The 19,776-nt window shown below is 42.8% G+C and carries 18 protein-coding genes; 10 read left to right on the top strand and 8 right to left on the bottom strand.

The window, feature by feature from the left end:
- Positions 1 to 23: 23 nt before the first annotated feature.
- Positions 24 to 1,481, bottom strand: coding sequence for an IMP dehydrogenase (gene guaB / locus J2Z37_RS11435; protein ID WP_209810401.1), 1,458 nt, complete (start codon positions 1,479 to 1,481; stop codon positions 24 to 26).
- 178 nt (positions 1,482 to 1,659) lie between these two features.
- Here guaB and J2Z37_RS11430 point away from each other — a divergent pair, with 178 nt between their 5' ends.
- Positions 1,660 to 2,715, top strand: a complete 1,056-nt coding sequence (locus J2Z37_RS11430) for a YaaC family protein (protein WP_209810400.1) — start codon at positions 1,660 to 1,662, stop codon at positions 2,713 to 2,715.
- A gap of 33 nt (positions 2,716 to 2,748) precedes the next feature.
- Here J2Z37_RS11430 and gyrA read toward each other — a convergent pair whose 3' ends face one another.
- The 7 genes from gyrA to dnaA all read right to left on the bottom strand — a co-directional run bounded on the left by gyrA (position 2,749) and on the right by dnaA (position 11,568).
- A complete protein-coding gene (gene gyrA, locus J2Z37_RS11425) occupies positions 2,749 to 5,256 on the bottom strand; it encodes a DNA gyrase subunit A (protein WP_209810399.1) in 2,508 nt (835 codons plus the stop codon).
- A gap of 23 nt (positions 5,257 to 5,279) precedes the next feature.
- Positions 5,280 to 7,199, bottom strand: coding sequence for a DNA topoisomerase (ATP-hydrolyzing) subunit B (gene gyrB / locus J2Z37_RS11420; protein WP_209810572.1), 1,920 nt, complete (start codon positions 7,197 to 7,199; stop codon positions 5,280 to 5,282).
- Positions 7,199 to 7,453 carry an extracellular matrix regulator RemB gene (gene remB, locus J2Z37_RS11415; protein ID WP_209810398.1) on the bottom strand — a complete coding sequence of 85 codons (255 nt, stop codon included), beginning with the start codon at positions 7,451 to 7,453 and terminating at the stop codon, positions 7,199 to 7,201. Before remB ends, gyrB begins: the two co-directional genes overlap by 1 nt.
- A gap of 9 nt (positions 7,454 to 7,462) precedes the next feature.
- Complete coding sequence (gene recF, locus J2Z37_RS11410; RefSeq protein WP_209810397.1) at positions 7,463 to 8,578, bottom strand: DNA replication/repair protein RecF; 1,116 nt, start codon at positions 8,576 to 8,578, stop codon at positions 7,463 to 7,465.
- Positions 8,579 to 8,609: 31 nt separating this feature from the next.
- Complete coding sequence (yaaA, locus tag J2Z37_RS11405; protein ID WP_209810396.1) at positions 8,610 to 8,831, bottom strand: S4 domain-containing protein YaaA; 222 nt, start codon at positions 8,829 to 8,831, stop codon at positions 8,610 to 8,612.
- A gap of 23 nt (positions 8,832 to 8,854) precedes the next feature.
- Positions 8,855 to 9,997, bottom strand: coding sequence for a DNA polymerase III subunit beta (gene dnaN, locus J2Z37_RS11400; protein WP_209810395.1), 1,143 nt, complete (start codon positions 9,995 to 9,997; stop codon positions 8,855 to 8,857).
- A 221-nt stretch (positions 9,998 to 10,218) separates the two neighbouring features.
- Entirely contained in the window at positions 10,219 to 11,568 is a 1,350-nt protein-coding gene (gene dnaA, locus J2Z37_RS11395; RefSeq protein WP_209810394.1) for a chromosomal replication initiator protein DnaA, read from the bottom strand.
- A 591-nt stretch (positions 11,569 to 12,159) separates the two neighbouring features.
- On the opposite strand from dnaA, the gene rpmH reads away from it, so the two are divergent.
- From rpmH to noc, 9 genes are all read left to right on the top strand, one after another.
- Positions 12,160 to 12,297 carry a 50S ribosomal protein L34 gene (gene rpmH, locus J2Z37_RS11390; protein WP_209810571.1) on the top strand — a complete coding sequence of 46 codons (138 nt, stop codon included), beginning with the start codon at positions 12,160 to 12,162 and terminating at the stop codon, positions 12,295 to 12,297.
- Positions 12,298 to 12,447: 150 nt separating this feature from the next.
- Complete coding sequence (gene rnpA, locus J2Z37_RS11385) at positions 12,448 to 12,822, top strand: ribonuclease P protein component (protein ID WP_209810570.1); 375 nt, start codon at positions 12,448 to 12,450, stop codon at positions 12,820 to 12,822.
- Positions 12,823 to 12,844: 22 nt separating this feature from the next.
- Positions 12,845 to 13,054 carry a membrane protein insertion efficiency factor YidD gene (gene yidD, locus J2Z37_RS11380; RefSeq protein ID WP_209810393.1) on the top strand — a complete coding sequence of 70 codons (210 nt, stop codon included), beginning with the start codon at positions 12,845 to 12,847 and terminating at the stop codon, positions 13,052 to 13,054.
- A 40-nt stretch (positions 13,055 to 13,094) separates the two neighbouring features.
- A complete protein-coding gene (gene yidC, locus J2Z37_RS11375) occupies positions 13,095 to 13,856 on the top strand; it encodes a membrane protein insertase YidC (RefSeq protein WP_425340318.1) in 762 nt (253 codons plus the stop codon).
- Positions 13,853 to 14,473: an RNA-binding cell elongation regulator Jag/EloR gene (gene jag, locus J2Z37_RS11370; RefSeq protein ID WP_209810391.1), complete on the top strand. Its 621-nt coding sequence runs from the start codon at positions 13,853 to 13,855 to the stop codon at positions 14,471 to 14,473. The genes yidC and jag overlap by 4 nt, the downstream gene beginning before the upstream one ends.
- Positions 14,474 to 14,638: 165 nt before the next feature.
- Positions 14,639 to 16,018, top strand: coding sequence for a tRNA uridine-5-carboxymethylaminomethyl(34) synthesis GTPase MnmE (gene mnmE / locus J2Z37_RS11365; protein ID WP_209810390.1), 1,380 nt, complete (start codon positions 14,639 to 14,641; stop codon positions 16,016 to 16,018).
- Between the two features lie 13 nt (positions 16,019 to 16,031).
- Positions 16,032 to 17,918 carry a tRNA uridine-5-carboxymethylaminomethyl(34) synthesis enzyme MnmG gene (mnmG, locus tag J2Z37_RS11360; protein ID WP_209810389.1) on the top strand — a complete coding sequence of 629 codons (1,887 nt, stop codon included), beginning with the start codon at positions 16,032 to 16,034 and terminating at the stop codon, positions 17,916 to 17,918.
- Between the two features lie 9 nt (positions 17,919 to 17,927).
- On the top strand, positions 17,928 to 18,644 hold the full coding sequence (rsmG, locus tag J2Z37_RS11355) for a 16S rRNA (guanine(527)-N(7))-methyltransferase RsmG (protein WP_209810388.1): 717 nt from the start codon (positions 17,928 to 17,930) through the stop codon (positions 18,642 to 18,644).
- Positions 18,645 to 18,838: 194 nt separating this feature from the next.
- Positions 18,839 to 19,660, top strand: a complete 822-nt coding sequence (noc, locus tag J2Z37_RS11350) for a nucleoid occlusion protein (protein ID WP_209810387.1) — start codon at positions 18,839 to 18,841, stop codon at positions 19,658 to 19,660.
- Positions 19,661 to 19,776: the final 116 nt, after the last annotated feature.

The following is a 19,776-nucleotide window of genomic DNA, read 5'->3' as shown; positions in this document are numbered from 1 at the left end:
AAAAAGCCGGGAAAATTCCCGACTTAGAAAGAGTAATTTGGTGCTTCTTTCGTAATTTGAATATCGTGCGGATGACTTTCTACAAGACCGGCATTGGTGATTCGGATAAACTTTGCATTTTCACGCAAAGACTCTAAATCAGGCGTTCCACAATATCCCATTCCCGCGCGCAACCCGCCAATCAACTGGAAGATCACTTCAGAAATCGGTCCCTTATATGGCACCCTTCCTTCAATTCCTTCAGGAACAAGCTTCTTCTCGTTTTCTTGGAAATAACGATCCTTGCTTCCTTCTTTCATTGCCCCTAGAGAGCCCATTCCACGATAGACCTTAAAACGTCTTCCTTGATAAATCTCGGATTCCCCTGGACTTTCTTCACATCCGGCGAACAGGCTTCCGATCATAATTGCCGTTGCTCCCGAGCCAATCGCTTTAGGAAGATCCCCTGAGTACTTAATTCCACCATCTGCAATAATCGGAATCCCATATTCCCGTGCTACGCTTGCACAATCGTAAATCGCTGTAATTTGCGGAACCCCGATTCCGGCAACCACGCGTGTGGTACATATCGATCCGGGTCCAATCCCCACCTTCACAACCGATGCTCCTGCTTCAATCAAAGCTCGGGTGGCTTCACCTGTAGCTACATTTCCAGCAATAATCGTTAAATCCGGGTACTTGTTGCGAAGTTCTTTGACCGTGTTCAAAACGCCTTGGGAATGTCCATGTGCCGTGTCTACGACAAGGCAATCGACGCCATGTGAAACTAACGCTTCAGCACGTTCAAACGTATCCTTTGAAACCCCGATAGCTCCACCAACTAGCAATCGACCTTGTTGATCTTTCGCCGCATTAGGGAATTGAATCGCTTTTTCGATATCCTTAATGGTAATCAGGCCTTTGAGAATGTTGTTCTCATCGACAAGTGGAAGCTTTTCAATTTTATGCTTTTGCAGAATGGTTTCTGCTTCCTTTAAAGTCGTACCGACAGGTGCTGTAACCAAATTGTCCTTGGTCATAACTTCGGAGATGGGTATAGAAAAATCATGGACAAAACGCATATCCCGGTTTGTTATAATCCCCACTAAATGATCTTCATGATCAACGATGGGAACACCAGAAATTCTGTATTTGGCCATGATTTCTTCCGCACGGTTTACCTGCTCTTCCGGACGTAGAGAAAACGGATTAGTAATAACCCCGCTTTCCGATCTTTTTACCCGGTCCACCTCTTCAGCCTGTTCATCGATGCTCATATTTTTATGGATGATTCCGATGCCACCCTGGCGTGCGATGGCGATCGCCAAAGCAGACTCGGTGACCGTATCCATCCCCGCACTAATTAAGGGAATGTTTAACACAACGGAATCGCTTAATTTCGTTGTCAATTTGACATCGCGAGGAAGCACTTCAGACTTTGCCGGTACCAACAGTACATCATCAAAGGTTAAACCTTCTTTTACGAATTTGTTCTCCCACATGTTCTTTCCCATCCCTTCTGATTACAAAATGAATTAGACGTAGTTTAACAAAACCCATATTTTTCTGTCAAGATACGTCTTATATTGTTCGCGATTTGAACACAAAATAGAGAAAAATACAGGAGAATTTAATGCCAATAAAACGTTTTAACGAATATTGCGAGAAATGGTGATGTTTGTGAAAAGAATTCATCGAATCACTTGCGAAAACCCATTGGAAAAAATCTGGAGCATGTTTGTTTACTTTGAGAGCGAGCCCCACGTGAAGGATTTTCTAACCCAGTTTTACCGAGTCCCTTTCGGTGAGGAAGCCTCTAAATATGCCTTTCAAAACACACAAAAATTTATCTATAATATCAAACAAGGAAAGGAATATTATTCTGCCGCACAATCGAGTAATATTTTAGTGAAACCGCTTTTGTTATATTATGGCATGGTTAGTTTTTTAAAAGCCGTAATCCTCACCGCTGATCCGCATTACCCGGCACACTCCAAAGTGCTTCAGCATGGGGTAACGAGCAGGAAACTGAAAAAGTCAGATTACACGTTTTCAGAAGATGAAGTAAAGGTGCAAAAGGAAGGCCTATTTCCCTTGATCACTCAGCTATTCGAAAGTCAACATATGATTGGGGAGAAGATTAAGATCAAGCAATTATTATCCATCATCCCCGAGTTAAAGGAGAGCTATGAAAAGACGTATCACGAGGTTTCCCTGCTTCCTCTGCATCTGTCGAAGCATATCGATTATACCTCTCCCGTGACGACTTTTTACCTTTCAGAAAGCGTACTGGATCATTTTCATCTGACATACGAAGGATTCATCTCCTTCCTCAATCGGTATAACACGGGAAAAGCTAGGTTTATTCACCATCCGATTGAAACCCCGCAAGGGATTATTCGTTTGAGCTGGGATCACCCGGAGAAAATTCATGTGTTTGAATCGCCAAACGGATTTGAAAACCACTTATTTATTCAAGATTACAAGGGAAACCATTTTTTTCAGTATCAGCAGTCCCATTCCCACATCCCCGAACTGACAGCCCATTTTTTAATCATGTATATCCTGGGTATGCTCTGTCGTTATGAAACAGAGCTTTGGGGAGAGATCGTCTTTTCTTTTACGTCAGAGGAAATGTTTATCATTCATGAGTTTTTAAATATAAGTCAGCGTAAGTTTCCCAACATGATTTTAGACCTTTTGTTTAGTGAACGATTTATTTTTGAAACAAGATAAGAAAAGGTACTCATAGTTGAGTACCTCCCTTCCTTATTCCGCTTCCGTATCTTCTCCCAAAGTTAATTCTTGTCCTACTTCTTCCTCACTTTTATCCTCGTCGGCATTCTCATCATCCGAACACTCTACTTTGGCCACGGTCGCAACTTCCTCTTCATTCTCAATGCGGATTAAACGCACTCCTTGCGTATTTCGTCCCATCGTCGAGATGCCCTTAATATTGAGTCGGATAATAACGCCGGAAACCGTGACAATCATCAAGTCATTTTCCTCGTTGACTACTTTCAGCGCAATGACATGACCATTCTTTTCTGTCAAGTGAAGGGTTTTAATCCCTTTTCCACCACGAGTCTGGACACGGTATTCGTCGATCGGCGTGCGTTTTCCATATCCTCCGGCAGTGACAATCAATACATCCGTATTGTCGCCCACCATATCCGCATCAATGACCTCATCCCCAGAATCGAGAGTAATTCCTTTAACGCCGGTAGCAGTTCTTCCCATTGAACGTACATCCTGTTCATGAAAGCGGATCGACATGCCATCCTTCGTTCCCATGATGATGTCCTGATTACCATCGGTTAAGATGACCCCGATCAGTTCATCCTCTTCTTTGACATTAATGGCGAAGAGACCGCCTCTGCGAATATGTTCAAAGGCATTTAATTCGGTCCGTTTCACAATCCCCTGCCTAGTGGCGAAAAACAGGAATCGGTTTTCCTCTTCAAAATCCTTCACAGGAATGACTGCTTTTACCTGTTCCCCCTGTTCAATCTGAATCAAGTTGATGATCGGCGTCCCTCTTGCCGTCCGACCCAACTCGGGAACCTCATAGGCCTTTAACCGATAAACCTTCCCGCGGTTCGTGAAGATGAGAAGATAATTATGGGAATTGGTAACGAATAGATTTTGTACAAAGTCATTTTCCTTCGTTTCCGCCCCTTGAATCCCTCTTCCCCCACGGCGTTGACTGCGATAGGTGGAAGCTGGAAGACGCTTGATATACCCCGTATGGGTTAAGGTAATGCAAACTTCCTCTTCTGGAATAAGGTCTTCAATTTCAATGGCATCTGCAGCAGCCATCACTTCTGTACGACGCGGGTCCGCATATTTTTCCTTAACCTCGGTTAACTCTTCCTTGATGATAGCAAGAATTTTATTTTCATCGCCCAAGATTTCTTTAAGCTCAGCGATTAACTTGACCAATTCCTGGTATTCTTCTTCAATCTTGTCACGTTCTAATCCGGTTAAACGCTGTAAGCGCATATCTAGGATCGCTTGCGCCTGTTCATGACTTAAAGAGAACCGCTCGATTAACCCATTGCGTGCTTCTTCCGTTGTTCTCGAAGAGCGAATCAGGGTGATGATTTCATCAATATGGTCGAGGGCAATTCGCAGACCTTCCAGAATATGTGCGCGCGCTTCCGCCTTCCGCAGTTCGAACTCGGTCCTGCGGCGAATGACGACACGTTGATGGTCCAGATAATGTGTAAGCATTTCCTTTAGATTAAGCGTTCTTGGGTGACCATTGACCAAGGCCAACATATTCACACCAAATGTCGTCTGCAAGGCGGTATGCTTAAATAGATTGTTTAATAAAACCTGTGGATTGATATCCCGGCGCATTTCAATTACAATCCGCATCCCGTTACGGTCTGATTCATCGCGCAGATCCGTAATGCCATCGATTTTCTTATCGCGAACCAATTCGGCGATCCGTTCAATGAGTTTCGCCTTGTTTACCTGGTAAGGAATTTCATCCACGATAATTCGATGTTTTCCATTGTGTTCCTCAATGGTCGTTTTCGCCCGAACCGTAATCGATCCACGTCCCGTTTCATACGCCTGATAAATCCCGCTGCGCCCCATAATTTGTGCGCCCGTTGGGAAATCAGGACCTTTAATAGTTTCGATCAAATCACGAATGGTAATTTCCTCATGTTCAATCAATAAGAGAACCCCATCGATGACTTCCCCTAAATTATGGGGAGGAATATTCGTTGCCATTCCAACTGCAATCCCTGCCGCGCCGTTCACCAGCAAGTTGGGGAAACGAGCAGGCAACACCAATGGTTCCTTTTCATTTCCATCATAGTTTGGCCCGTAATCAATCGTATCCTTGTTGATATCTCGCAACAGCTCCGTGGCAATCTTTGACAGACGAGCCTCTGTATAACGCATGGCTGCCGCGGAATCGCCATCGATGGATCCGAAGTTTCCGTGTCCATCCACCAAGGGATAACGATAGGAGAAATCCTGTGCCATTCTCACCATCGTTTCATAAACCGCAGAATCTCCGTGTGGATGATATTTACCGATGACATCCCCGACAATCCTCGCTGATTTCTTATAGGGTTTATCTGGTGTCATCCCCATCTCATTCATCGCAAATAAGATCCGTCGATGAACGGGTTTCAGACCGTCTCTGACATCAGGCAAGGCACGGCTTACGATTACGCTCATCGCATAACCAAGAAAGGACTCGCGCATCTCCTGGGAAATATTACGGTCGATAATTCTGGAACGTTCCTGTTCAGCCATTCCACTATCCCTCCGTTAGTTGCCTATATATCCAAATTGGTAGCATATTGGGCATTTTCTTGAATGAAATCTCGGCGTGGTTCTACTTTGTCCCCCATCAGCGTATCAAAGATCTCATCCGCTTCCATGGCATCCTCCAAACTCACGCGGAGCAATGTTCTTGTATCCGGGTCCATTGTCGTTTCCCAAAGCTGATCGGGATTCATCTCCCCTAGACCTTTATAGCGTTGAATATTGGGCTCAGGTTTTTGCGGCAACTGCCCCATGATCCCTTTTAATTGGGCATCATTATAGGCATAATGAATGTTTTTCCCCTGGGCCACCTTATAAAGCGGCGGTTGGGCAATAAAAACATAACCTGCCTCAATCAATTCCCGCATGTAGCGATATAGGAAAGTAAGCAGAAGGGTACGAATATGCGCACCATCCACATCGGCGTCGGTCATAATAATCAGCTTGTGATAACGCGCCTTGGATAAATCGAACTCCTCGCCGATCCCTGTCCCAAGTGCCGTAATAATTGTACGGATTTCGTTATTCGAGAGAATCTTATCCAACCTTGCCTTTTCGACATTAATGACCTTTCCGCGCAGCGGCAGGATCGCTTGAAAATGACGATCACGACCTTGTTTTGCCGATCCTCCGGCGGAATCTCCCTCAACTACATAAATTTCGCTGATGGAAGGATCTTTGGAAGAACAATCAGCTAGTTTCCCAGGAAGGGCACTGACTTCCAAGGCGCTTTTGCGTCTGGTTAATTCCCTTGCCTTCTTGGCCGCTTCTCTTGCCCGCGAAGCCATTGTAGCCTTCTCTAAGATTTTCTTTGCTACTGCTGGATGTTCATTCAAATAATCAGTGAATGTTTGTGTGAAAACCGACTCTGTTATACTTCTCACTTCGCTGTTGCCAAGCTTCGTCTTGGTTTGGCCTTCAAACTGCGGTTCGGGAAGCTTCACACTGATGATACAGGTTAATCCTTCCCGCACATCATCACCAGTCAGATTTTCATCCTTCTCTTTAAGAATATTGTTCTTTCTTCCGTACTCATTGATGACGCGCGTGAGAGCGCTTTTGAACCCAGATTCATGGGTTCCTCCCTCATGGGTATGGATATTGTTGGCATAGGAATAGATATTGCTAACATACCCATCGTTATATTGCAAAGCAATCTCAACAAAAATTCCATCCTTTTGGGAAGAAACATAGATCGGTTGCTCAAATAAGCTCTCTCTATTTTTATCCAAGAATTGGACGAAGGAAATAATCCCGCCATCATATTTATACGTATCCTGACGGCCCGTACGCTCATCGGTTAACGTAATACGAATCCCACGGTTTAAAAAGGCAACTTCGCGCAACCTCTTCTGCAATATTTCATAATCATAAACGGTTGTTTCTGTAAAAATCTCTGCATCCGGCTTAAAGGTTACCTTCGTTCCTGTTTCTTCAGCATCGCCGACGACTTGCAGATCGGTCTCTGGAACGCCATAAGCAAATCGTTGCCTATGAATCTTCCCATTCCGTTTCACTTCAACCTCAACGATCTCCGATAAAGCGTTCACTACAGAAACCCCTACACCATGCAAACCACCGGAAACCTTATAGCCTTCTCCGCCAAATTTACCGCCCGCATGCAGCACGGTTAACACGGTTTCAACCGTTGATTTCCCGGTCTTTTCATGAACTTCAGTTGGGATTCCCCGGCCATCATCCGTGACAGAGACACTATTATCCTCATGAACGGTGACTTCGATATGTGTGCAATAGCCTGCCAATGCCTCGTCGATACTGTTATCGACCACTTCCCAAACCAGATGGTGCAATCCTCTGCTGCTGGTAGAGCCAATATACATCCCTGGACGTTTCCGAACCGCTTCCAAACCTTCTAAAACCTGTATTTGACTGGCATCATAGGAAGAATGATTTTCAGTAGTCAAGGATATCACCTACTTTCTATACTGCTGACAAAATTCGCTCTTCTTTTGAGAGTTAAAGATGAGATAGGGGAACAATAGACTTTCTCTTTGGTTACAACATACGACTTTGTGTCTTCCTTGCTAATGCGAAGCAATAAATGGTTGCTATCCTTTTCATCTAGAAATTGCCGTGTTAATCTGCAAGATTCCATGTTGCGCTCAATAATCGCAATCACATCAGATGCTCTGACAACGGTATCTCCACCGATATGGATAAACATACATCGACCTCATTTCTCCTGAGTGGCTTCGCCCGCGTGAATGCGGAATACGGAAGCTTCTTCAATAGTTTGATGTTTCAACCCTTCTACACCAGTGGCCGTGACAAAAGTCTGTACTTTGTCCTTAATCGCATCAAGCAGGTGTGTTTGCCGTGAAGCATCCAATTCTGACAAAACATCATCCAGTAGTAGAATTGGATATTCTCCTACCTCTTCATAAATCAATTGGATTTCTGCTAATTTAAGAGAAAGCGCTGCTGTTCGCTGCTGCCCTTGTGAGCCGAATTGCTGCACATTATTTTGATTGATATAAAAATGAAAATCATCTCGATGTGGCCCAAGAAGACTGGTGCCTCGGGAGATTTCTCTTTCTTTTAGCTTGGCCAACTGAACAAGATAAGCTTCTGTCAAATCATCGAAAGAAGCATTAGGATCTATTTGAAAGGAAGGTTGGTATTTGATAGTCAAATGCTCTCTTCCTTGGGTTATATTTTGATGGATCTCACCAGCCCATTTTTCCATCTTTACCAGGAATTCCAACCGCTTTACCGTCAGCCTGATCGCAAGCTCCGCCATCTGCAGATTAAGAATCTCTAGCAGGTCTGCAAATCCTTTATTTTTCGTGGATTCCTTCAGCCATTGGTTTCTTTGGCTGGTAACCTTTTGATATTGAGCTAAGTGGTGCAAATACATCGGAGAGATCTGTCCAAGTTCCATATCCAGGAACCTTCTTCTCTGCTGCGGCGAACCTTTTACAATACTTAAATCTTCCGGAGCAAACATAACAATATTGAGCGCACCGATATAGTCGCTCAACTTTTTTTGCTCCAATCCATTTATTTTCGCCTTTTTTCCTTTTTCAGTCAACTGAATTTCCAAACGCAGAGGTCCTCTTTTTCGTTCAATCTGCCCCTTGATCCAACTGTATTGCTCTTCCCAGGCAATCCATTCTTTATTTTTCGTTGAGCGATGAGACTTCGTCATTGCCAACACATAGATGGATTCCATCAAATTGGTTTTTCCTTGGGCATTCTGACCAAGAAACAAGGTAATCGGTTTCGTAAAGAAAAGGTTTTGATAGCTATAATTTCGATACTGCTTAATTTCCAATTCCTTCAAAAACAAGTTTCTCGTCCTCCCTTGGCTTACGCTAGTACTAAGAACGAGCAATCACGAAGGAATGAAGACCATTGATCTCGACGCGATCTTCCGGATATAGTTTCTTTCCACGACGATTCTCTTCTTCCCCATTTACTAAAATATGTGCCTCTGCCAAAAAGGCCTTCACCTGACCACCAGAGTTCACAGCATCGGTTAATTTTAACAGCTGTCCCAGTGTAATGTAGTCTGTATCTATCGGGACTGTCTTTTCTTGCAAGATACCCTCACCTCCATCCTAGCTTATTGATAGGTTCGAACAGGAAGAATCAAATACAGCATTTGTTCTGCATCTGTAGGCTGGATAATAAACGGACTCATCGCACCGGTGAAGCTAATTTGAACTTCCTCGCTATCCATCACACGCAACGTATCGAGCATGTACTTGGCATTGAAGGAAATCTTTAACTCCTCCCCCTCTATGCTTTTAATCTCTATTTCATCCGTCACTTTTCCAACCTCTGGAGACGTTGATGAAATTTCCATCACTCCACCTAAATCGACGGAGCATTTTACAACATTGTTTTTACCATCCTTTGCTAATAAGGATGCCCTTTCTATCGCATGTAAAAACTCTTTTGTGTTTAAAATAATATTTGTTTTACTTTGTGATGGAATAATCCGGTTTACATCGGGATAGGTTCCATTAAGCAACCGTGAATAAAATAAAATTCGATCGGTCTTAAACAAGATTTGATTGTCTGTAACAACAATATCGATAAGCGAATCATTGTCAGGTAAGATTTTATTTAGTTCAAGCAGACTTTTTCCTGGAATAATGATATTTTCAAAGGCTAATTCTGGTAAGGCCTCTACAGTGGCTTGCCTTTTGGCCAAACGGTGGCTGTCGGTAGCGACGAATTGCAGCTGATCCCCCTCCAAAGCCCACATAATTCCAGTTAAAATCGGCCGTGTTTCTGTCGTAGAAACAGCAAAAGCCGTCTGTTTGATCATCATTTTTAAAATATCGCTCTGTATACTAAAGACCTTTTCCTCTTCTATCTGTGGAAGCCTTGGGAAATCCTCTGCATCTAGACCGTTTAAATTAAATTCCGATCGTCCAGATCGAATCGTGGATAAGAACCGGTCATTCACATGGAGTTCAACAAATTCTGAGGGAAGTTTCCGAATGATGTCATTGAGATAACGCGCAGGGAGTACGATACTCCCATGCTGTTTAATATCTACAAAGAGGTTCCCATCCTCTTCCAAAGGAATCGTATATTCAATTGATATATCGGAATCACTGGCTGTTAAGGTGATCCCTTCTGAATGACTGGAAATTTTAATCCCGGTAAGAATGGGAATCGTAGTTCGCGAAGAGACCGCCTTACTCACGTCATTAATGGCATGTGTCATTTGGTCGCGATGAATTTGTAAGTGCATTGTAAAATATTCCTTTCTAAAAAAATAAAATTGTTCCGTCTAAATCCTGAAAACATCTCATATTATTATACCTTATATCTTATTATTTTTTAACAGTAATAGTAATAGGTGCTGTGGATTTGTGGAAAACTGCCCTGACATAAAAAAGGAACAGTCTATTCACATGTGGATAGGTTGTGGTTAGACTGCCCTTTACCTGGGAGTTAAAAAGTAGATAATTTTTATTTCAGGTTTTTAATTTTTTCAATCAATTCTTTAATGGTGTCTTGCAAGTTTGGATCATTTTTCAAGGTTGTCGTGATTTTTTCGTTCGCATGAATAACTGTCGTATGGTCACGTCCCCCAAACTCCTCACCGATTTTAGGTAAGGAATGCTCGGTCAGTTCCCTTGATAAATACATGGCAATTTGCCTTGGAAAGGCCACGGACCGATTGCGTTTTTTTGCTTTAAAATCTTCTAACTTCAGTCCGAAATGCTCTCCAACAACCTTTTGAATATCAATAATTGTAATGATTTTCGGCTTGCTTGATGGAATGATATCTTTCAGCGCCTCCGCAGCAAGCTCCGCATCAACATCCCGATTAATCAGGGAAGAATAGGCAACGACTCGGATTAACGCCCCTTCCAATTCACGAATGTTTGTATCAATTTGATTGGCGATATAGACCATGACTTCATTGGGAATATCCAAATTTTCTGCTTTGGCCTTTTTGCGTAGGATAGCAATTCTCGTCTCTAGATCCGGTGGCTGAATATCTGTAATTAATCCCCACTCAAAACGAGAGCGCAGCCTGTCCTCTAGTGTTGGAATTTCCTTTGGTGGACGATCGCTAGAAATAACAATTTGTTTGCTCTCGTCATGCAAAGCGTTAAATGTATGGAAAAATTCCTCTTGGGTTTGTTCTTTTCCCGCTAAAAATTGAATATCGTCAATCAAAAGGACATCTACATTGCGATACTTATTGCGAAAATCGACGGCTTTATTATCCCGGATACTGTTGATAAATTCATTCGTAAATTTCTCCGAGGAAAGGTAAACAACCTTAGCCGATGGATTATGTTCCAATACATAATGACCGATCGCATGCATCAAATGGGTTTTCCCAAGTCCTACGCCACCATAAATAAATAAAGGATTATAGGCCTTCGCTGGGGCTTCTGCAACGGCGAGTGAAGCGGCATGGGCGAAGCGGTTTCCTGTACCAATAACAAAGGTATCAAAAACATATTTTGAATTTAACAGACTGCCAGGAGATTCTTCAGGAGTGATATTTTTTTTGTCCTCCACTCGCTTTGGCATCGGGGTATCAAAATTTGGGTCCGGCTCAGACGTGACAATTTTTATTTTCATATTTTCGCCGGTGATTTCATATAATGTTTCCGTAATCAAATCCGCATAACGCGACTCTAGCCAGTCACGCGAAAACTCATTGGGCGCTGTGATGAACAGTGTATCTTCATCCAGCACTGTTGCCTTTGTAGACTTTAACCAGGTCTCATAACTGGGCTTGCTTAATTTCGTTTCAATTATGGAAAGGGCTTTTTCCCATAATGTTTTAATTGCTTTCATTTCTTTCCCCCCAACACTTATGCACAATCTTTGTGGAGATTTTTTATATGATCAATTCTTTATGAAGATGGAGTTACGACAAATTTCGCCCATAATCCACAATGTAACCGAAAAAAACGCGCACAGCCGTGGATAAGTTGTCCACAAATTCATCCACAAGGTGTGGATAACACTCTTCCACCACTCCCTTTTCCACGCGTTAAAACACATTTATGATAGCAGATAAAACACGGACAATCAATGGATTTTGACACCTTATCCACAATTACTACAGATTGTGGTAATTTTTTGTTCACAGCACCATAACTTGTGGAAACTGCATGGTATAAAATGTCGATACAGGTTGAAATTTGTTTCATGGTTTTCCACAAACCTGTTTGGGAAATAATTCACCAGAAGATTCAGGCGTTCCATAACTGTATTAATAGGGAGTGATACAGTTTTTTAGCTTCGTTGTAAAGGAATAAAAAAGGGACTGAAGAAGGAAATACCAGCAAGTGGTTTTCACCTGGTTCTTGACATCAGATAGGCTGACCCATATAATATTTGAGAATGCCTAATGTATTGGCTTATTCCTCAGGGGAGGTGGATATAATGAAACCAACTTTTAATCCAAACAATCGTAAACGGAAAAAAGTTCACGGGTTCCGCAAAAGAATGAGCACAAAGAACGGACGTAAAGTTCTTGCTGCTCGTCGCCAAAAAGGTAGAAAAGTATTATCTGCATAGGCCACTTTTATAGTGGCCTTTCTCCAATTTGTCATCTTTTTTTAAGTTTAAGCGTGCACCTTCTATCCCATAATAGGTAAAGTTTCATATATACATGTTGGACATGGTGGTGTTTGCGGAAACTTAAGAGGATAGGAGAAATGTTTGATGCTGAAAAGTAAGTTTCGTTTGCGGGATCAGGATGATTTTCAAAAGGTCTTTCAAAAAGGAAGATCGACTGCTAATCGACAGTTTGTCATCTATGTTCTGCCAAAAGAGGGACAAGACCAACTGAAAATAGGCATATCTGTCAGTAAAAAGTTAGGAAAAGCTGTTGTACGTAATCGAATTAAACGGCTTATTCGAGAAGCGTTGCGATTAAACCTTTCATCGATCAAGTGGACGGGTGATCTGATTGTGATTGCCAGAGGTCCGGTCGCGGAAATGGGCTACCAGGAGGTAGCTGATAGTTTAGTGCATTGTTTGAAAAAGGCGAAAGTATACGAAAAAGCATTAACCGAGGATGATTCAAAAGGGAGTCTGTAAGGGGAAAAGAGGGAGTAAGTAAATGAGAAGCATTTGTTTATTGCTGATTCGCTTTTACCAAAAGTGTTTATCCCCGTTAAAGCCTCCTACTTGTAGATTCTACCCAACCTGTTCTTCTTATGCACATCAGGCTATAGAGAAGCATGGATTTTATACTGGGATCATTTTATCTGTTAAACGTTTGTTGAAATGCCACCCTTTCCATCCAGGTGGATATGATCCCGTTCCATAATTTATAAATACATATACTGCAAGGAGGAATTTATTTGGGCGTGAGGAAAAGATATCTTTTATTCTTCATCCTTCTTATAGCTGTAGTTTCCTTGACGGGCTGCAGCACCGATTATATTAAGAACCCAGCCCCCATTGATCCGAACTCAGGGAGCTATTGGGATCGGTATTTTATCTTCCCTATGTCATGGGTACTTGATGAGTTAGCTACTTTAATGATGGGTAGTTATGGATTATCGATTATCGCCACAACGATACTTATTCGTTTGTTGATTCTTCCTTTAATGGTAAAACAAATTAGGAGCTCTAAAGCGATGCAGGCGATTCAACCTGAATTGCAAAAAGTTCGCGATAAGCACAAGGAAAATCCGCAAAAGTTGCAAGAAGAAACCATGAAGTTGTTTCAAAAGCACAATGTCAATCCGCTTGCCGGTTGTTTGCCATTGGTTGTTCAGATGCCGATTCTGATTGCTTTTTATCAGGCGATCATTCGAAACGAATCGGTAAGAGACCACGATTTCTTGTGGATGGCCTTGGGCAGCCCGGACCCGTTTTATATTTTGCCAATATTGGCAGCGATTACGACCTTTTTCCAGAGTAAAGTGATGCAAGCTGGTATGCCGCCGAATCCACAAATGCAGATGATGCTGGTGATTATGCCGATCATGATTCTGGTGATTGCGGTTACTCTTCCATCCGCCTTATCCCTTTATTGGGTATTTGGTAATATTTTTACTATCCTTCAAACCTATTTTATTAGAGGAAATCAACCCATTGCGGCTCAGGAGGGTAAAAAGAAGTGAACAAAGTAACGGTTACAGCAAAAACAGTTGATGATGCTGTGTCGATGGCTTTAAAGCAGTTAAGTGCTGCTCAAGACCAAGTAACCGTCACCATCTTAGAGGAACCAAGCAAAGGATTTTTAGGGTTAATTGGTGTAAAGCCTGCAAAAGTAGAAGTTGAGATCAAGATTGATCCTCTTGCAGAGGCACAGAAATTTCTCGAAATGGTATTAGAAAACATGAAGATCTCTGCGAAGGTGGTTGTCACCAAGAAAAGTGATTTTTATTTATTTGATATTGTTGGAGATGATCTGGGGATTATTATTGGTCGCAGAGGGCAAACCCTCGAATCCCTTCAATTCCTTGTAAATACGGTGGGAAACCGCCATTCCAACTCTTATTTACGAATTATTTTGGATGCAGAAAATTATCGTGAAAAGAGGAAGCAAACGCTTCAGCAGTTGGCTGATCGACTTGCTGAAAAAGCGGCTAAAAGCGGACAGCCTGTGAAATTGGAGCCCATGTCTGCGCATGAACGGAAAATCATCCATACCCATTTGCAGGGGAAATCCCTTGTCATGACCTATAGTGAGGGGACAGACCCGAATCGGTATATTGTGATTCAAGCAAAAAAATAATGAATGGTAAGGGAAGTTTAAACCGGACTCTACTGGGGTCCGGTTTTTTGTATGGAATGTGCTGTGGACAAAATTTAGCTCGCAAGGATTTTTCTGGTATGATAACCTATTAAATTAGGGAAATCTATAGATTGAAGCATTTTTTAAGATAGGGAGTCATGATGCATGGAATTTGATACCATTGCTGCTATTGCGACACCGATGGGAGAAGGCGGAATCGGCATTATTCGGGTGAGCGGTTCCGACGCCGTTGAGGTTGTGGACAAGTTATATAAAGGTCGAAAGAAGTTATCCACTGTGGATAGCCACACCATTCATTACGGGCATTTGGTTGATCCATCAACAGGGGAAACATTTGAGGAAGTCATGGTGACGATTATGCGCGCCCCAAGAACGTTTACCAGGGAGGATGTCGTTGAAATTAATTGCCATGGTGGGATTGTTTCTGTTAATCGTGTTCTGCAGTTGACCCTAGAAAATGGGGCAAGAATTGCTGAACCTGGTGAATTTACTAAACGAGCATTTCTAAACGGGCGTATTGATTTATCTCAGGCGGAAGCTGTCATTGATCTGATTCGGGCCAAAACGGACCGGGCGATGAAAGTGGCTCTGCAGCAGGTAGAGGGGAAGTTGTCCCAATTAATTAAGAGGTTAAGACAAAATATCCTAGAATTATTGGCCCACATTGAAGTTAACATTGATTATCCTGAGCATGATGTAGAGTCCGTGACACGGAACATGCTTTTGGAAAAGAGTTTAGGGATTAAACAAGAGATTATTCGGTTACTTGAAACCTCAGAGCAGGGAAAAATCCTCCGAGATGGATTATCAACAGTCATTGTTGGGCGGCCTAATGTAGGTAAATCGTCTTTATTGAACAGTCTGATCCATGAGAATAAAGCGATCGTCACCGATATTCCGGGAACCACACGGGATGTGATTGAGGAGTACGTTAATGTACGCGGCGTGCCTTTGCGCCTGGTAGATACCGCAGGGATTCGTGAAACCGAGGATATTGTGGAGCGGATTGGCGTCGAAAGATCGCGAAAAATGCTGAAAGAAGCGGATCTTATTTTGCTTGTTCTAAATTATAATGAAAAGTTGTCAGAAGAGGATGAAAGGCTGATTGATGTCATTAAAGGACTTCAGGCGATTGTCATTGTCAATAAAACAGATCTTCCTCAGCAACTCGATTTTTCCCGTCTGCAGCCGTTATTGACCGATTCCACTCCAATTGTTAAAACCTCAATAAAAGAGGAAGAAGGAATGGATGAATTGGAAAAAGCGATTTCAGCGATGTTTTTTCAAGGGAATATTATGAAAGAGGATCAAACCTATGTAAGCAATGCCAGACATATCGCTTTACTAAAGGAATCCATTAAAAATATTGATGAATTCCGACAAAGTATTGAAGTAGGGATGCCTGTGGATGTTTCCGCATTTGATTTGAAACGGACTTGGGAGCTCTTAGGGGAGATTGTTGGAGATACTGCAGGCGATAGTTTATTGGATCAAATTTTTTCACAGTTTTGTTTAGGGAAATAAGGAGGGGAATGAAATGGTTAAACCGTATGATGGTGGAAGCTATGATGTCATTGTGGTCGGAGCTGGACATGCTGGATCTGAATCAGCGCTCGCAGCTGCAAGAATGGGGTGCAACACCTTGCTGTTGTCCATTAATCTGGATTCGGTAGCCTTTATGCCATGTAATCCATCGATCGGGGGTCCGGCAAAGGGGCATGTCGTTCGTGAGATTGATGCATTAGGCGGGGAGATGGCGAAGAATATAGATAAAACCTATGTTCAGCTGCGGATGCTGAATACGGGGAAAGGTCCAGCAGTTCACGCCTTACGCGCTCAGGCCGATAAATTCTTGTACCAGCATAAAATGAAAGAAACGATTGAAAACACACCAAATCTTACGCTTCGTCAAGGTCTGGTAGAGGAACTAATCGTAAATAACGGAGTATGTGAAGGGGTCGTCACGAAAACCGGGGCCAGGTATTATTCGAAATCAGTTGTGTTGACAACAGGGACGTACCTGCGGGGAAAAATTATTATCGGGGAGTTGCAGTATGAAAGTGGTCCAAATAATATGCAGCCATCTGTCACACTTTCCCATAACTTAAAGGATTTAGGATTTGAGATGGTTCGCTTCAAGACAGGAACGCCGCCTCGGGTGAACAAATTAACCGTTGATTTTGATCAAATGGAAATACAGCCTGGTGACGAAGATCCCCAGTTCTTTTCCTTCGAAACAAAAGTTCCGGTACCGAATCAAATCCCATGCTGGTTAACCTATACAAGCCCTGAAACACATGAGATTATTACTCAGAATATTCATCGGGCACCGATGTTCTCCGGGTTGATTGAAGGGGTGGGGGCAAGGTATTGTCCATCCATTGAGGACAAAGTTGTGCGCTTTAATGATAAGCCGCGGCACCAGATCTTTTTGGAGCCAGAAGGACGGGATACGTTGGAAATGTATGTGCAAGGACTTTCTACAAGCATGCCGGAGGACGTCCAGTTAGATATCCTGCACAGTGTTCCCGGGTTGCAAGAAGCAAAGATGATGCGCACGGGATATGCCATCGAGTATGATGTAATTGTTCCTTCTCAGCTTTGGCCGACGTTGGAAACAAAAAAAGTAGAGAACCTGTTTACGGCGGGACAGCTGAATGGTACCTCCGGCTATGAAGAGGCTGCTGCGCAGGGCATTATTGCGGGAATAAACGCAGCCTTAAAGGTGCAGGGGAAAGAGCCATTCGTCCTTGACCGCTCTGAAGCCTACATTGGCGTCTTGATCGATGACTTGGTGACGAAAGGGACGATGGAACCTTATCGGTTGCTAACTTCACGTGCTGAATATCGTCTGCTTCTGCGCCATGATAATGCCGACTTACGCTTAACGGAAAAAGGACACCAGATTGGTTTGATTACCGAGGAACGTTACCAGCGTTTCCTAGAAAAGAAAAGGTTAATTGAAGGGGAACTGGAGCGTTTAACGGCAACCAAAGTCAAACCAGATGAGAGAACCTTAAACTTTTTACAAGAGCTGGGGTCTGCTGAGATTGATAATGCCATTGAGTTGGCTGCATTGCTGCGTAGGCCAGAAGTAAAATATAAGGATATTATTCGACTTTCACCGCCAGAGGAAGCTCTGCCGACAGAGGTGGAAGAACAAGTCGAGATTCAAATTAAATATGAGGGATACATTCGCAAGCAGCTACAGGACGTAGAACGGATGAAGAAGATGGAGAAGAAGAAAATCCCGCCATACATTGATTTTAACGAGATTCAAGGGATTGCCAAAGAGGCAAGAGAGAACCTGAGTAAAATTCATCCGCTGAACATTGGACAAGCTGCGCGAATTCCCGGGGTCACCCCTTCAGATATTTCAGTTTTGCTAGTTTACCTTGAACACAGAAATAAGGTAAGCAGTTAGGAGCATCAGATGGAGATTGTACAATTTGAGCAGGAACTAAAGGATCGAGGGTTTCCCATTCGTCCGGAACAAGCAAAGCAATATGAGCGGTATTATGAGCTGTTAGTGGAGTGGAATGAAAAAATCAATTTGACAGCGATAACAGACCGTGAAGAAGTCTACGAGAAACATTTTTACGACTCAGTAGCAGCAGCGTTTTTCTTTGATTTTGGGAAAGTGGATACACTGATCGACATTGGAGCGGGGGCAGGGTTTCCCTCCTTGCCAATCAAGATATTGTTTCCACATTTAAAAATCACTATTATTGACTCCTTGAATAAGCGGATCAGCTTTTTGCGCCTGTTATGTGATGAACTGGGATTGCAGGATGTGACACCTCTTCATGGACGTGCGGAAGATTTCGGAGTAAAGCCGGAGCATCGGGAGCGGTATGATGTGGTAACGGCCCGAGCGGTTGCCCGGCTAAACGTCTTGGCGGAATATTGCATGCCGTTTGCGAAGGTAGGAGGAGACTTTGTTGTGTTGAAAGGATCCCATGCTTCCTCAGAATTAAATGAAGCGAAAAAGGCGATTAAAACCTTGGGAGGAAAAACCGAACAGGTGGAATCTCTACAGCTTCCAACCGATCAGGCTGAAAGATCGATTATAGCTATTCATAAGTTTGCACCAACCCCCAAAGGGTATCCAAGAAAAGCGGGATTGCCGACAAAAAAACCAATCGTCTAATTCATTTGAAAAGATCAGTCCCTTTTAGGACCTTCCCCGGTTCTAAAAGGGATCTTTTGTTTCACGTGGAACAATAAATAGGAAATAAACAGGAAATAAACAGAACAAGGCAGGAAAATGGGTTTAGAACGGCGAATACAGTATGTAGCAGAAATGAAATAGAAGGATACGTTTTCCATAGGATGGTGTCTGAATTGAGAGATCAATTTGCGCGGTTGTTCGGGCTTTCTGAAAAAAGTGAACATGAGGAAATCAGGCAGATCCCGGTCAAAGATATCGTGCCGAACCGCTATCAACCACGAACGGTTTTCGATGATGAACGGATCGATGAACTATGTGTCACGATTAAAGAACATGGGATTATTCAGCCAATTGTTGTTCGGGAACAGGGTGGTCAATTTGAAATTATTGCGGGGGAGCGCCGTTGGCGGGCGACGAAAAAATTAGGGTTAGAAACAATCCCTGCGATTATAAAGGAATTTAATGATGCTCAAGCGGCTTCCATTGCTTTAATTGAAAACCTGCAAAGAGAAGGTTTAACAGCGATTGAAGAAGCTGTAGCATACCAAAAATTAATCGATCTGCAAAATTTAACGCAAGAGAGTTTAGCGCAAAAGCTGGGAAAGGGCCAATCGACGATTGCTAATAAACTTCGTTTATTAAATCTTCCTGCGTCGATTCAGGAGTATCTCTTGCAACGCAAGGTAACAGAAAGACATGCTCGTGCTTTATTGGCTTTAAAAGATGAAACTTTGCAGCTGAAAATGCTTCAGGAGATTATAGAGAAAGATTTGAATGTGAAGCAAACGGAAAATCGAATTAAACAAATGATAGAAGTGAAACAGGAAGATAAAAGGCCGAAAAGAAAATCTTTTTCCAAGGATACCCGACTGGCCATCAATACGGTTCGGCAATCCGTGGATATGGTGATGAAAAATGGTTTAGCCATTCATACCGAAGAAGAAGACTTCGAAGAGTTTTATCAAATCACCATTAAGATTCCGAAGAACAGCTAATTAAATCTTCTATTCAAGCGATTCGAAATAAGTTAGAATAGAGGATGTCCGTCGAAGCTTTTTCTTCATAGAATTGGCAGGCGAGTGAAGGCTTCGATAGAAGCTTTTCTTTAAAA

It is taken from the genome of Ammoniphilus resinae, assembly GCF_017873965.1.
GTDB classification, from domain to species: Bacteria; Bacillota; Bacilli; order Aneurinibacillales; family RAOX-1; genus Ammoniphilus_A; species Ammoniphilus_A resinae.
The sequence above is the reverse complement of the archived record's forward strand: the minus strand, read 5'-3'. Positions and strand labels throughout refer to the sequence as shown.